Source organism: Paenibacillus sp. FSL H3-0469 (assembly GCF_038051945.1).
Taxonomy (GTDB): domain Bacteria; phylum Bacillota; class Bacilli; order Paenibacillales; family Paenibacillaceae; genus Paenibacillus_AQ.
Genome location: NZ_CP150302.1, coordinates 5,042,576 through 5,055,910 on the forward strand (window position 1 = coordinate 5,042,576; position 13,335 = coordinate 5,055,910).

Below are 13,335 nucleotides of genomic sequence, written 5' to 3' on the forward strand. Positions count from 1 at the left end.
AAAACGCCCTCATCCATGGGACGAGGAGCGTCAGCTCGCGGTGCCACCCAGGTTGACCCGATTCACATACAGCAGCCTTCGCTATGCGGAAATGGGGTCCTCTTTGGTCTTCGCGGTAACGGGCGAAACCCGGTAAACTTAGGGAACAGGAAGCTGCTCCGGTCGCAGACGCCTCGCGGTTGGATGCCGGTCGTTGGCCTGGTCGGGATATAGGTTTGCCGTTTATTATAACCAGAGAGGCAGCGGTTTGCAAGCATATATGGGGTTTGACAATATTCCTTGTACTCTGCTAGGATTATTACTAATTTAAAGTATTGGCGCCCGGCGAAACAGCCCGGCCCAGCCTATCATGCGGACGGAAGAGGTGCGGAAATGGCCAAAATAGTCGTAATTAACGGAACACCCTCCCTGGTCTCACGGATCAATGCCGTGATTGAATATGCAGAGAGTGCCCTGCAGGAGCGCGGGTATGAAGTGGAGCGGATCAATGTGGCAGAGCTTCCGGCGGAGGATCTGATTCACACCAAGTTCGAGAGTGAAGCTATCGTCAAGGCGAACGGGCTCGTGGCGGAAGCCGACGCGGTAATTGTAGTCAGTCCGGTGTACAAGGCGTCTTATACGGGAGTGCTCAAGACCTTCCTGGATCTGGTGCCGCAAAAAGGGCTGGCAGGCAAAATCGTGCTGCCGCTCTTCATGGGCGGAAGTCTCGCGCATCTGCTGGCGATCGACTATGCGTTGAAGCCGGTACTGTCCGTGCTTGGTGCCCGCTACATTCTTGGCGGCGTCTACGCCGTAGACTCCCAGGCGGTGCGAAATGACCAGGGTGTAGTTGAACTGGCGGAAGAGCTGAAGCTCCGCCTGGACAGTGTGCTGGAAGAGCTGGCGGAAGAGACGGAGCATAAGGTGGGGCGCAAGGCAGGGTCATCTGGAGCTGCGGAATAATATTATGCTACTGGTCCCACCCCGCCGGGGGGACTGTAGTTGAGACAAGTCTGTCCGGTAAAACACAAAGGCACTAAAGCACCCGAATGGGGGCATTTAGTGCCTTTTTTAAAATGTTCACGCTATACATAATCCTTCCGGCAATGTTCATACCCCTTGAAAGCTCAGCTCCGGCTCCCACAGAACGACCCTATCTCCCGCCAGACTCGCCGGAATATCGATAATCCGCTGGTTGCTGCTTCCCCGGTAGGAGAGGGTAAGGTCTTTGAGCTCTTCGACGAACCGTCCGTCGATCACGACCTGGCACAAGGCCAGCAGCTTCCATTCCGCAGAGCCCGGTGAAGCCGTAAGCTCCTCGTACGTATAGCCGGTATAGATCCATACCGGGAAGTCCGGCAGCTCGGCGCGCAGCTCATGAATGAAGCCAGCAGCCTCCTCAGCCGAGAAAAAAGGGTCCCCGCCCGCCAGCGTCAAGCCGTCCAGCAGCGGATTGCCTGCAATCTCCTCTATGATCTCCCGCCGCCGCTCCGGGGTGAAGACTTCCCCGAAGTTAAAGTTCCAGGTCTTCGGGTTGAAGCAGCCCGGGCAGCGGTGGCGGCAGCCGCTGAAGAAGAGGACGGCCCGCAGGCCTTCCCCTTCATTGATCGACTCCGGGTAATATCCGCAGATGTTCATAGATGCTTAACACGGTCCCGGACTTCGGCTTGCTTGGCGGCATTGAAGCGGGTCTGATAGTCACCGGTCAGATACCCGGTAACCCGGCGCAGACGGCGGATATGGGTGGTATCCTCATGGGCATTGCAGGTCGGGCAATTCGTGCCGATGACCCCTTCATAGCCGCAGCCGGAGCAGCGGTCAATCGGATGGTTAATGCTGAAGTAGCTGATGTCCTGCTCCAGCGCGTATTTGATGATTTTGACGAAAGCTGACGGGTTGCTCCGGGCATTGCCGTTCAGCTCGACATAGGAGATCGCTCCGGCGTTGCAATATTCATGGAACGGAGCTTCCAGGCTAATCTTCTTGGCTGCGCTCAGTTCATGGTAGACCGGAATGTGGAACGAGTTCGTATAGTATTCACGGTCGGTTACGCCAGGGATAGAGCCGAGCACGTTGCGGTCGATCTTCGTGAACTTGCCGGAGAGACCTTCGGCCGGTGTTGCGAACAAGGTGATGTTGAGGTTAAGCTCCTCGCTCTTGCGGTCGCAATATTCACGCATGTGGCGGACGATGGCTACAGCCTTGGCGTGAATCTCCATATCTTCGCCGTGGTGCTTGCCGTACATAGCTTTCATGCATTCTGCCATTCCAATGAAGCCCAGCGACAGACTGCCGTGCTTCAGCAGTTCGCCTACGCTGTCATCAGGGGCAAGCTGCTCGCCGCCCTCCCAGACGCCTTCACGCATCATGAAATCGGAGGCTTTGGCCTTCTGGGAAGCCTGAATACGGAAGCGGTGCAGCAGGCCGTCGAGCGCAATATCCATATAGTGAGTGAGGTCATCGAAGAACCCTTCTTCATCAGCAGCGAGACGGCGGTTGGTTATCGTGCCGTGGGCCAGACCAAGACGCACCAGGTTGAGCGTGTTGAAGGACAGGTTGCCTTTGCCGGAGCAGTGGTTACGTCCGAAGCGGTCGCCGAGCACACGGGTGCGGCAGCCCATGGTAGCGAATTCGGTATCCGGGTCAGCCGGATCATAATATTGCATATTCAACGGAGCGTCCAGGTTGGCGAAGTTCGGATACAATCTGCGCGCCGAGCACTCGGCTGCCTTCAGGAACAGCTCGTAGTTAGGATCACCCGGCTGCTGGTTGATGCCTTGCTTACATTTGAAGATCTGAATCGGGAACACCGGCGTCTCTCCGCTGCCCAGTCCGTTCATGGTGGCCGTCAGCAGCGAGCTGATCACAAGCTGGCCCTCCGGGGAGGTACAGGTGCCGTAGTTGATGCTGGTAAAAGGAATCTGTCCGCCGGAGCGGCTGGACATCGTATTCAGGTTATGTACCATACTCTCTGCGGCCTGCAGAGTCTCGCTCTCTGTCTCCTTAAGGGCAAAACGGAAGGCGCGCGGATACTGCTCAGCCAGATCGCTGCGGCTCATCGTAATCTCCCCAAGCTCAGACACTTCTGCATTCTCCTCGAAATACTCCAGACCTTTGCGGAAGAGCTTGGAGAAGGATTTGGTAACATAAGGGGCCAGATCATAATCCAGCTTGTTGGCGGATACGCCGCCGTATTGCGCATTCTGCTGTGACTGGAAAATAATCGCCACCAGCGACATCGCCGTCATAATCGAGTTGGGAGGCCGTACACTGCCGTTGCCGGTATTGAAGCCTTCACGGAGAAGCCGTTCGAACGGAATGAAGATGCAGTTCGTGGTTCCAATGGCGTATTGATCAAGGTCATGTACATAGACGACATTATCCAAGGTAGCCTGTACCAGCTGTGGCGGCATGGTGAAGTTGCGGGCATACCATTTGGAGTATTCACTGCCGAACTTGCTCATTTTGCCGGAAAAGCTCTCCCCGTTCAGGTTGGCGTTCTCGCGCAGCAGATCCAGATCCCGGCTGTCGATAATATCCCGTCCCAGATGAATGACCTCTTCCAAAAGATCCTCCTGTGCAGCTTGTCCTTCGTTATAACGTTTCTCCAGCAGTGTCATTATATAACTCTCTCCTCTCGGGTATTGTAAGCGTTAAAAAAGCACCTCCGGCCGGGAAGGCCGGAAATGCCCGAATGCAGGATGCAAAGCTCCAGAAAGCGGAAATTTGCCTGTGGTCTGGGTGGAATATACGAGCAGACAAGGGACGAATAGCTTTCGCCCGTTCTTGTATATTCCGCAGAGCCGATACCTGAAGATAATCATTTGATCGTCCTCAGGTATCGGCAGCCTCTGGCCCGATTGACGGAAGGCTAACTCTGCTATGGCAGGCCGCATACGGACACCTCCCCTGTTCCTCGCAGGAGTCTAAGCGGTGCCACCGAAACAGGCAGGTCTCCTGGCTTCCGGCAACTCCTCCGGCGCCTTCCCGGGGGGCTTATTCCGCCCCTTAGTGGCAATTAGCCGGAGAATGCGGCCCTGGGCATCGCACCCTGGGAGCATCCGGTTACAGTGGCGGGACCGCAGCGGCTTTGCACCGCGCTTCCCTATTAAGTCTCACCTCTATTACTAGGGGTGAAACACCTGTTTCTACTATATTTTGATATCGTTCAATAAACGTACCGCAATATATTGTGTTTGTAAATGTTTTTTTGCAATCCCGCACGGGGAGCGGGTTCGGCGCTTTTACTCACAGCTGATCCACAGTTAGTCCACAGGTAATCCACAACTTTCCTCTAAATCTGCCTTGAATTTTTCATAAATTCTCCGAAAATACGCCACAAAGAATCCATAAATAGAGTGCGTCTAATCCTCGTAATCTTTTTAACGAATATTGAGAGAGTAGCGGGGCGGGCAGGGGATTTGTGGGAAGCTTGGCGAAGCGGTACAATAAGAGGATAATCAGGGGGCAGGCAGATCAGATAATCAGGAGGGTGATTACGATGGCAATTGGCGAAGTGACCGTTATTCCGGTTGGCACAGGCAGTACCAGCCTCAGCAGCTATGTGGCCGAGATGCAGCGCGTGCTGGAGACGGTGGAGGGCATAACCTACGAGCTTACTTCCATGGGAACGATTATTGAAGGGCCGGTAGCGCGGATTCTGGCTGCGGTAGAAGCGCTGCATGAGTCGCCGTTCACCGCCGGGGCGCAGAGAGTCTCAACCTCGCTCAAGATCGACGACCGGCGCGACAAGCCCTCCACCAGCCGCAGCAAGCTGGAATCCGTGGAGCGCAAGCTGCAAGGAGAGTAACCATTATAGTATCTAATCAGAATTAACCGATAAGGAGCGGATTCTTCATGACAGAAGCAGCACAGCAGATCGGAATTCAAATGTATACATTGCGTGACCAGACGGAACGCGATTTCCTCGGTACACTGGCCAAGGTGGCAGAGATGGGGTACCACGCAGTGGAATTCGCCGGTTATTTCGGTGTATCTGCAGGGGAACTGCGCCGTAAGCTGGATGAGCTTGGCCTGGCTGCCCCTTCGGCGCATGTAGGCCTGGACTTCAGCAGTCTGGATAAGATGGAACAGGCATTAGCCAAAGAGATTGAATACGGTATAGAGCTCGGACTGCAATATATGATCACCCCGTCGGCACCGCTTCCGCCGAACCCTTCCATAGAGGATGTAACAAGAATCATTCCATTCCTGGAGAAGGCTTCCGCGATGGTCCGGGCGGCAGGGATGCAGTACGGTTATCACAACCATGATTATGAATTCGCAGAGGTTGACGGCAAGGCGGTCATCGATATCTGGCTGGAGCAGATTCCTGCGGAGCAGATGCTGGCAGAGTTCGATTTGGGCTGGGTACACAGGGGCGGAGCTAACCCGGCTCAATATGTATCACGGTACGCCGGACGTGTTCCGCTGGTCCACATTAAGGATTTCGGAGCAGACAATGAGGAGACTGATCTTGGAAAGGGAGAGGTAGATTTCCGGAGCGTCTTCGAGATCGCGGAGCAGAGCGGAATTCTCTATTATATTGTAGAACAAGAGGCTTATGAGGTATCCTCCCTTGCAAGCGCTAAGCTCGCGCTGGATTATTTCCGCGGGCTGGGACTGATGCACGGCTAATGCACGGCTGAGGATACAGCAACCAGCGGAAAAAGGGGTTGCGTTTTCCGCTGGAAGAGTTATAATATTTTTTGTTTGGCAGACACAGAGGTCTGTAGGCTGGTGTAGCTCAGGGGTAGAGCAACGCACTCGTAATGCGTAGGCCGGGGGTTCAATTCCCTTCACCAGCATATTTGTGAAGTCGATAGTGGCGCGGGTTTCCGGTTTTTTGGAACTGCGCCTTTTTTCTATACAAGCATCAACATCTACCATTCTTCTACCCTTTAGTTAAGTAGAGTGGGGAGCATATGGTTGGATGCTAGGAGGCAAGGATCTTATATGGGAAACCGGACATTCCTGGTTGTTACCAGTGCCGATACAGAGTGGATTGATTATGAGAATACAGCTTTCGAGACGAATAATTTTCTCGCTCCAGTATGGTTTTGTCTGGTCAGCCAAGACCAGTTTCAGCGCTATAGCAGCCAGCTTATGCAAGCTTGGAGCAAGATTCAACCCCATATGGACCAACCGGATGTGGAGGATTTGCCGGAGTGGGAACATTTTTCCGAGGCCTTCCAATGGCAGATTCCATGGGCGGATGCTGCAGAGCAATTGCGCCTGAGTTTACCGGGCACGCTGGCCCGTTTCCCGGCGCTTGCCACTCCTGTACAGGAGTGGCTGGAAACCTTATCGACCCATGTACAGCGTTATTCTGCTGCCGTTATTCATCTGGAGCTTTCGCAATATTTCTCGTTCACGGGCGATCCTGCCCTATATCTGAGAGATATTCAAGAGTACGTTACCCTCTGGCAGTCGCCGCAACCCTCGCAGGAGAAGGTCTGGCAGGGAGCAGCCGATAACTTTTATATGCTGAGTGGGGAGCATTTGCCATGGAGAGAACGAACGGCGGCTCAACCGGAGCAAGCTACCGATATTCAGCCAGCACAGTCCATTCCTACAGCATCCGGGAAGCGCCAGTCCAAATGGCGGCAGGAGCTCTACATCTGGTTACTTGCGATTCTATCCGCAGCCCTCTTATTTGCCGTCTATGTCAAGACCTCCAGGGGTTGGTTGGCGGTGCTCTGCTTCTTCATCCCCTCTCTGAGTATCGTTTTGTGGAATATAATTATCGGTCGTAAACAAACCTCCCGCCATCAGCTCGAAGCGGCTAGGACCTTGAAGAGGAACAGTCCCCCTTCTGATGCTGTGCTCAGAATTGAGTATTTCGACGGGCGTTCACCTATTGGGGCGGATGGCATGGAAATGGGTCCTTCGGAGGATAAAGCGTTACCGGATCTTATCCCCTGGCTGCAAATCCTGCAAGCAAAGGTGCTTTCATCTCATGAGGTTGAGCTCATCGTTTCTGCTAACCATTCACCAGTTGCTACCTTACAACTTCATTTGAGGCTGGATGAACAGTTGGATGCCAAGGCTATCGTATCAGCGGTTAATGCGATGGTGTTGGCTCATGACAAAGCATTGGTATGATTACATTCACTAACCGGCTTAGTGGCATCTCCCTGGTCGTTAGTACACCAGGATTGGGATTGGAAGGCCAGGAAGATAGCCACCCATCTGTTCGTGTTCTGGAAATGAATAAGCACTCCGCCGTCCTGCCATGTACCATTTTCTCGGGCGTACCCGCCCGCATTGCCTTGATTCATGTGGATATTATGAACGCCCTGTCCAGGAGAGAAGCCGAAGTATTTGTCGGGTTTATCCACAGGCCCCCAAGGTTCGCCGAACGCATACAGGGTGGCCCTCTGCTTGTGTGCTTCCTCGATGTAAGAGGTTATTTTGTCATAGAGATTATTGTGAGGATCGCTGTCCTGCAGTTCATTCCCGCCTGTATTAGGCAGAGCCACCATCTTGTTAGGGATCACGAGGTTTCCCCGGATGTAGTCAAGGGCAAGGCTCCGGTTCTCCCTGGTGATCTTCGTGAAGCCGGACTCAAGCTTGAGCCAGTGGGCTGTTTCTTCCGATTTTAAATCTTCGCCCACATAATAAAGTACCTGATTGGCAGTGTCTTCCGGTAAATGCTCGGCTTTATTGCTTGATTGGATGTTGATGGCTAATCTATACTTTTTGTGGTCATCGTCTTCAACGTCAACCAGCACCTGGATATGATTGTTTTTGTAGCCTAGCTTATATATGGTATTCTCATTGGATAATTTGCATTTTAATACCCCATACCCTTGATCTAATCCGTTACCCATCGCTCATCAGTCCTCCTTCATAGCTATTATTCTTTCCCATAGGAGGCCATAGTAATTCTTAGTAAAAAGTTGATCAAGATAAGGAGGCAAGCTGCACCTATGAAATGCCTAACCATTCGCCAGCCGTGGGCCACCTTAATTGCGCTGGGAGAAAAACAAATCGAAACCCGGAGCTGGCGGACCGCTTACCGGGGGGAGTTAGCCATTCATGCCGGGATGCAGGTGAATAAGGCGATCTGCCGGACGGAGCCGTATCAGTCGTTGCTGGCCCGTCACGGCTACACTGCGGACAATCTGCCAACCGGCAGGATCATTGCGGTCAGCCGCCTTGCGGATTGCTGTGAGGTGACGCCGGAGCTTGCGCAGCAAGGCTGGCCGGGTGGCAATGAATATGTATTCGGCAATTATGCCGAAGGAAGGTATGCCTGGAAGCTGGAGGAAGTTGTTCCGCTGGTACATCCTATACCTGCTAAGGGACGTCTGGGTTTCTGGGAATATCCTGTGCTGGAAGAGGAATTGTGAATTTCTTGCCGGCATTTTGAAGAAAAATTGCTCTGGATTGGTTATCAGCTGGTATAATTGGGATATTCGGCGGGAAATCTTCCTATATATAAGGATAGTTGTGCTCTGAGGCGGTCTACCGCTGGAGAGGGGCAGAAATGCCGGGAAGGAGCGTATGCATAATAGATGGGAAGCCTTCTAATTGCATGGCTTTGTATGCTTTGTTTGTTTCTTGCGTTCCGGGATCAGGTGAGCCGGAGAATCCTGTATCCGGTAGCTGTGGTGGTTATATGCGGCACGTTAGGGTATTGGACGTTGTTAATGTAACCGCATCCGGGTGATCATTTCATGCAGAAGTCTGCCGCTTGCGGCAGGCTTCTTTGTTAGCTCTGCTTCGGGCCCTGCTCCGTCTTCTCCATACCCAGATATCTGCGCATATGCAGAGTGGCCTGGGCGGCAATCACATCATCCAGCAGCAGCATCCGCTCGTGATAACCCCTGCAGACGAATCTGGCTTCAACGCCCGCCTCCAGCCGCTGCTGTTCATAGACCTTCAGACCACGGGCGCGCATCCCGGCACGGGTCTCCCGCAGATCGGCAGAAGCGGCATGGACGGCCCTCTGGATCACCTCCAGATAAGGCGCAGGCGTGCGCAGCTCTGAGGATATAGCAGAAGCATCGCGCTCGAAGGCGGATAGAATAAGCGGCAGCAAAATATAGGATTTGACCAGCAGGTTATCCTGGCTCTCTGCTCTGTGCATCCCTCTCAACTCCTTGAAGAGAACGTATATTCGCATTGTAACTCACCTTTCAAAAATTAATCAATGGGTTTTATAAATTAACTTAAATAATGTGATATTTTTCACAAAAAAATAGAACGAATTATTATATATTAAAATTGAAATAATAAAGATTGAAAAATAAATCAGCTCAAAGGAGAATGGCAATGAGTCATGAAGGAAGTCTCCGCCGTGGTTTGGTATTCGGGATCATTCTAAGTGTTCCGCTATGGGTATCGATGATTGGCTGGATTCAGCTATTCGGGTCTGCCTAGGCGACATTTTATTCAAAATATATGAATTCTATTAGCAGGTGTCGTCCCTATGGGCGGCACTTTTTTTAGAGCTGACATGCCCGCAAATAGGTAAAATTGCATTGAATAGGAGCGGACAGTAAGCCGAGACGGGGTGAGACTAATAAAATAGGACAAATGCATCAAATTTTAATAATATAAATTCATATAATTATAGAGAAGAGAGATAAACGGCTGCAGCCAATTCTCTGATTTCTCGACTTTTTTCGTCGGCGGCTAAAAAGAGACTCGCCCATAAACCCTTATGGTACAAGGGTTAAATGAGGAGTCATCGCGAAAATAATTTCAAGAAATATACTGGGAATGGATTGACAATAGGGTGGGCGAGCGGATAAACTGAAATTAGTACAAAAGTAACAAATGTCATAGACTCAACAACGAATTTACATAAGCAAATCACAATTTCATACCGAAATCATGTACAAACGCAAACCGTATCGAAAGAACGGGACGCAAAGTCAGGAATCTACTGTCTCTATAAGTTGAGGCTAAGGTCGTCCGGCCGCCGTGAAGCTAACCCTTCGTGGCGGTCTTTTTTGTTGTTATAGTCGCGTGACAGATTCATAGAATAGTAACTAGGAGGTGTGGACTATTGAAAAAAAGAGTACGTAAAACAGCCGCCATCATAATGGCGGGCCTATTGACCTTATCCAGTGCCTTTACGTGGGGGACAGATGTTAGAGCAGCTTCAGGGGTACCGTATACTCCAACACCGGTTTTAGGAATCGCAGGGAATTTTAATGCTTTTATTCTCGGGGATTTTACGCAAGGCAATGATCAGATTGAAGGCCGCCTGGCAGCGGCAGGGAACATTACCCTCACCGGAGGTTACGGGGTAGCCAGAGCATACAGGGATGCTGCGCCGACGGATGTACTTGTGGCCGGCAAGAATTTTGTACATTCAGGCAGTGGAGAGATCTATGGAAATGTGGTATTTGGGGATAGCTTTACCGCCAATGAGCCTGGTGTCAACATCAAAGGCGGGAAGAAAAATGCCAGCCCGATTGATTTTGCCGCCGAGCAGCAGATGCTGATCTCCCGATCTACAGAGTATGGGGCCTTGGCCGATACGAAATCGGTAGCCAATAACTATGGGACACTAACCATAAATGCGCCGGATGCCTTCAATGTTGTTCATCTGGATGCCCCGACTCTGGCAAAAACAAATAATATCCAGTTTAACATTGCCCCGAACGCTACGTTGATTATTAATATTAGCGGGTCTACAGTCAATGTGCCTAGTTTTGCAATGAATAACGGCAGAGCCAGTCAAGTGTTGTTCAACTTTTACGAGGCTTCTGAGGTGAATATCGCTTATACCTCTTTCTATGGTAGTATTCTCGCCCCCCAAGCGGATGTTCATTATGCCGGAGCAGAGCTGTACGGGACCCTGATTGCAAAATTTTTTAGCGGCGGGGTTGAGATGCACCTTGGAATGTACGAGGGAGAGGGGCCGCCGCCGAGTCCGACGCCGACCGCAACGCCGACACCTAGTCCATCACCGACACCAACGGCTACACCAACGCCGACAGTGAAACCTACACCGACAGTAACGCCAACACCGACAGTAACGCCTACACCGACAGTGAAACCAACACCGACGGTAACACCGACTCCAACAGTAACACCGACACCGACCATAAAACCATCACCTACACCTGTGTGCACTCCAACTCCAAAGCCAACGCCAACAGTGAAGCCGACGCCAACGCCAACTGTGAAGCCGACGCCAACACCAACCGTAAAGCCGACGCCAACACCAACAGTGAAGCCGACGCCAACACCGACAGTGAAGCCGACACCAACACCAACAGTGAAGCCGACACCAACGCCAACTGTGAAACCAACACCAACGCCAACAGTGAAGCCGACGCCAACACCAACTGTGAAACCAACACCAACGCCAACCGTGAAGCCGACGCCAACAGTGAAGCCGACGCCAACGCCAACAGTGAAGCCGACGCCAACACCAACCGTGAAGCCGACGCCAACACCAACAGTGAAACCGACGCCAACACCAACCGTGAAGCCGACGCCAACACCAACGGTAAAGCCGACGCCAACACCGACAGCGGTGCCAACACCAACAGTGAAGCCAACACCAACGCCAACAGTGAAGCCGACACCAACGCCAACTGTGAAACCAACACCAACGCCAACAGTGAAGCCGACGCCAACACCAACCGTGAAGCCGACGCCAACACCAACAGCCGTACCGACACCAACGCCAACGGCAGTGCCAACACCAACGCCGACAGCGGTGCCAACACCAACGCCAACGGCAGAGCCAACACCAACGCCAACGGCAGTGCCAACACCGACGCCAACAGCGTTGCCAACACCGACGCCAACAACAGTGCCAACACCGACACCGACAGCAGTACCGACACCGACGCCAACGGCAGAGCCGACACCAACGCCGACAGCCGTACCGACACCAACGCCAACGGCAGTGCCAACACCAACGCCGACAGCGGTGCCGACGCCAACACCAACGGTAGAACCTACACCAACGCCAACGGCAGTGCCAACACCAACGCCGACAGCGGTGCCTACGCCAACACCAACGGTAGAACCTACACCAACGCCGACAGCCGTACCGACACCAACGCCAACGGTAGAGCCGACACCAACACCGACAGCGGTGCCGACACCAACGCCTACGCCGACAGTAGAGCCAACACCAACGCCGACGATAGAGCCAACACCGACACCAACGGTAGAACCGACGCCGACGCCAACGGCCGAGCCGACACCAACGCCGACGGTAGAGCCAACGCCAACACCGACGGTAGAACCAACGCCGACACCAACGCCAACGGCCGAGCCGACACCAACGCCGACGGTAGAGCCAACACCGACACCAACGGCCGAGCCGACACCAACGCCGACGGTAGAGCCAACGCCAACACCGACGGTAGAACCAACGCCGACACCAACGCCAACGGCAGAGCCGACACCAACGCCGACGGTAGAGCCAACACCGACACCAACGCCGACGCCGACACCAACACCGACGCCGACACCAACACCAACACCAACACCAACACCGACGCCGACACCAACGCCGACACCGACACCAACACCGACGCCGACACCAACGCCAACGCCGACACCAGAGCCAACACCGGCACCAACGCCAGATCCGACACCAGTAACAACGCCAGCGCCAACATCGCCGCCGTTCAGTTTCCCTCCAGTGCCTACGCCGACTCCGATCATCGGATTTATCGTGAGTAATGATGTGGTTGTGAATGATGATCCGTTGCCGCTTGGACCTGTAGCAACTCCGATAGCTACCACAGTACCGGCCCCAACGCCGACACCGGTTGTAGCAGTTGCGCCAATAGCAGCAACACCGGAGCCAACACCGTCAACGGAACCGGCACCCGATGTAGTCCTTATTGATGATGAAGTTCCTCTAGGCGGTGTGCCTGTGGATGGAACTCTGCCGAAGACGGGTGAATCCAGTCCTGCACCTTATTATTTTGCCGGTTTGGCACTCGCGGGTCTGGGCTTGATTCTTAGAAGAACCACCAGAAACAGCACACGTAAGTGAATCACCGGAACTGAGATTTATATAAACAAACGATGACCCTGTAATTTGACAAGGGCTGCTTTCGGAGAAGAAGTTCTCCTGGAGCAGCCCTTTTTTCGTTGTTCAGGAAATTATGATTTACGTCCAATGAGGATAAGTTGTGCATAAAGTTGGGGATAAGTGTCTTGGAGCATCGGCAGGATGACTATATTCTGGATCAGTAATAGGAATGACTTCGCTAATTTCACCGAACACATGGACAGGCGTGTGGGCCGAATGTGGTCAAAAAACCGACCACATTCAATGCGGCGGAGGCGTGTGGGCCGGATATGGTCGAAAAACCGATTACATTCGGTGCGGAGGAGGCGTGCGGAACCGGATATGGTCGAAAA

At 52.9% G+C, this 13,335-nt stretch carries 10 protein-coding genes, 1 tRNA gene and 2 riboswitches; of the genes, 7 read left to right on the forward strand and 4 right to left on the reverse strand.

Features of this window, described 5'->3' with window-relative positions:
* Positions 1-372 precede the first annotated feature (372 nt).
* On the forward strand, positions 373-942 hold the full coding sequence (gene ssuE / locus NSS83_RS22225; protein WP_341346488.1) for an NADPH-dependent FMN reductase: 570 nt from the start codon (positions 373-375) through the stop codon (positions 940-942).
* Between the two features lie 147 nt (positions 943-1,089).
* On the opposite strand, the gene nrdG is transcribed toward ssuE, so the two are convergent.
* Complete coding sequence (gene nrdG / locus NSS83_RS22230; RefSeq protein WP_341182817.1) at positions 1,090-1,617, reverse strand: anaerobic ribonucleoside-triphosphate reductase activating protein; 528 nt, start codon at positions 1,615-1,617, stop codon at positions 1,090-1,092.
* Positions 1,614-3,599, reverse strand: coding sequence for an anaerobic ribonucleoside triphosphate reductase (locus NSS83_RS22235; protein ID WP_341182816.1), 1,986 nt, complete (start codon positions 3,597-3,599; stop codon positions 1,614-1,616). The genes nrdG and NSS83_RS22235 overlap by 4 nt, the downstream gene beginning before the upstream one ends.
* 309 nt (positions 3,600-3,908) lie before the next feature.
* Positions 3,909-4,140, reverse strand: a riboswitch (cobalamin riboswitch).
* A gap of 340 nt (positions 4,141-4,480) precedes the next feature.
* Between NSS83_RS22235 and NSS83_RS22240 the strand changes: the two genes are divergently transcribed.
* The 4 genes from NSS83_RS22240 to NSS83_RS22255 all read left to right on the forward strand — a co-directional run bounded on the left by NSS83_RS22240 (position 4,481) and on the right by NSS83_RS22255 (position 7,083).
* Complete coding sequence (locus NSS83_RS22240; protein WP_341182815.1) at positions 4,481-4,789, forward strand: MTH1187 family thiamine-binding protein; 309 nt, start codon at positions 4,481-4,483, stop codon at positions 4,787-4,789.
* A 47-nt stretch (positions 4,790-4,836) separates the two neighbouring features.
* Positions 4,837-5,616 (forward strand): sugar phosphate isomerase/epimerase, encoded by a 780-nt coding sequence (locus NSS83_RS22245; protein ID WP_341346489.1) that lies wholly within the window; start codon positions 4,837-4,839, stop codon positions 5,614-5,616.
* Between the two features lie 98 nt (positions 5,617-5,714).
* Positions 5,715-5,786: transfer RNA gene (locus NSS83_RS22250), tRNA-Thr, on the forward strand.
* Between the two features lie 148 nt (positions 5,787-5,934).
* Complete coding sequence (locus tag NSS83_RS22255) at positions 5,935-7,083, forward strand: hypothetical protein (protein WP_341182813.1); 1,149 nt, start codon at positions 5,935-5,937, stop codon at positions 7,081-7,083.
* Here the strand turns inward: NSS83_RS22255 and NSS83_RS22260 are convergent.
* The gene (locus NSS83_RS22260; protein WP_341346490.1) at positions 7,062-7,811 is read right to left on the reverse strand and encodes a YukJ family protein; all 750 of its coding nucleotides are present in this window, start codon (positions 7,809-7,811) and stop codon (positions 7,062-7,064) included. The genes NSS83_RS22255 and NSS83_RS22260 overlap by 22 nt on opposite strands.
* Positions 7,812-7,910: 99 nt before the next feature.
* On the opposite strand from NSS83_RS22260, the gene NSS83_RS22265 reads away from it, so the two are divergent.
* Positions 7,911-8,333, forward strand: a complete 423-nt coding sequence (locus NSS83_RS22265; protein ID WP_341182811.1) for an ASCH domain-containing protein — start codon at positions 7,911-7,913, stop codon at positions 8,331-8,333.
* Between the two features lie 362 nt (positions 8,334-8,695).
* Here the strand turns inward: NSS83_RS22265 and NSS83_RS22270 are convergent, their stop codons facing one another.
* Positions 8,696-9,073, reverse strand: coding sequence for a hypothetical protein (locus tag NSS83_RS22270; RefSeq protein WP_341182810.1), 378 nt, complete (start codon positions 9,071-9,073; stop codon positions 8,696-8,698).
* A gap of 748 nt (positions 9,074-9,821) precedes the next feature.
* Positions 9,822-9,915: riboswitch (cyclic di-GMP riboswitch) on the forward strand.
* Between the two features lie 82 nt (positions 9,916-9,997).
* On the opposite strand from NSS83_RS22270, the gene NSS83_RS22275 reads away from it, so the two are divergent.
* Positions 9,998-12,964, forward strand: coding sequence for a choice-of-anchor A family protein (locus tag NSS83_RS22275; RefSeq protein WP_341346491.1), 2,967 nt, complete (start codon positions 9,998-10,000; stop codon positions 12,962-12,964).
* The last annotated feature ends 371 nt before the right edge of the window (positions 12,965-13,335 follow it).

Coding starts and splice junctions, on each gene's coding strand:
- NSS83_RS22245 (WP_341346489.1), top strand. CDS start 4,837: ATGACAGAAGCAGCACAGCAGATCGGAATTCAAATGTATACATTGCGT.
- NSS83_RS22235 (WP_341182816.1), bottom strand. CDS start 3,599: ATGACACTGCTGGAGAAACGTTATAACGAAGGACAAGCTGCACAGGAG.
- NSS83_RS22255 (WP_341182813.1), top strand. CDS start 5,935: ATGGGAAACCGGACATTCCTGGTTGTTACCAGTGCCGATACAGAGTGG.
- NSS83_RS22240 (WP_341182815.1), top strand. CDS start 4,481: ATGGCAATTGGCGAAGTGACCGTTATTCCGGTTGGCACAGGCAGTACC.
- NSS83_RS22265 (WP_341182811.1), top strand. CDS start 7,911: ATGAAATGCCTAACCATTCGCCAGCCGTGGGCCACCTTAATTGCGCTG.
- NSS83_RS22260 (WP_341346490.1), bottom strand. CDS start 7,811: ATGGGTAACGGATTAGATCAAGGGTATGGGGTATTAAAATGCAAATTA.
- ssuE (WP_341346488.1), top strand. CDS start 373: ATGGCCAAAATAGTCGTAATTAACGGAACACCCTCCCTGGTCTCACGG.
- NSS83_RS22270 (WP_341182810.1), bottom strand. CDS start 9,073: ATGCACAGAGCAGAGAGCCAGGATAACCTGCTGGTCAAATCCTATATT.
- nrdG (WP_341182817.1), bottom strand. CDS start 1,617: ATGAACATCTGCGGATATTACCCGGAGTCGATCAATGAAGGGGAAGGC.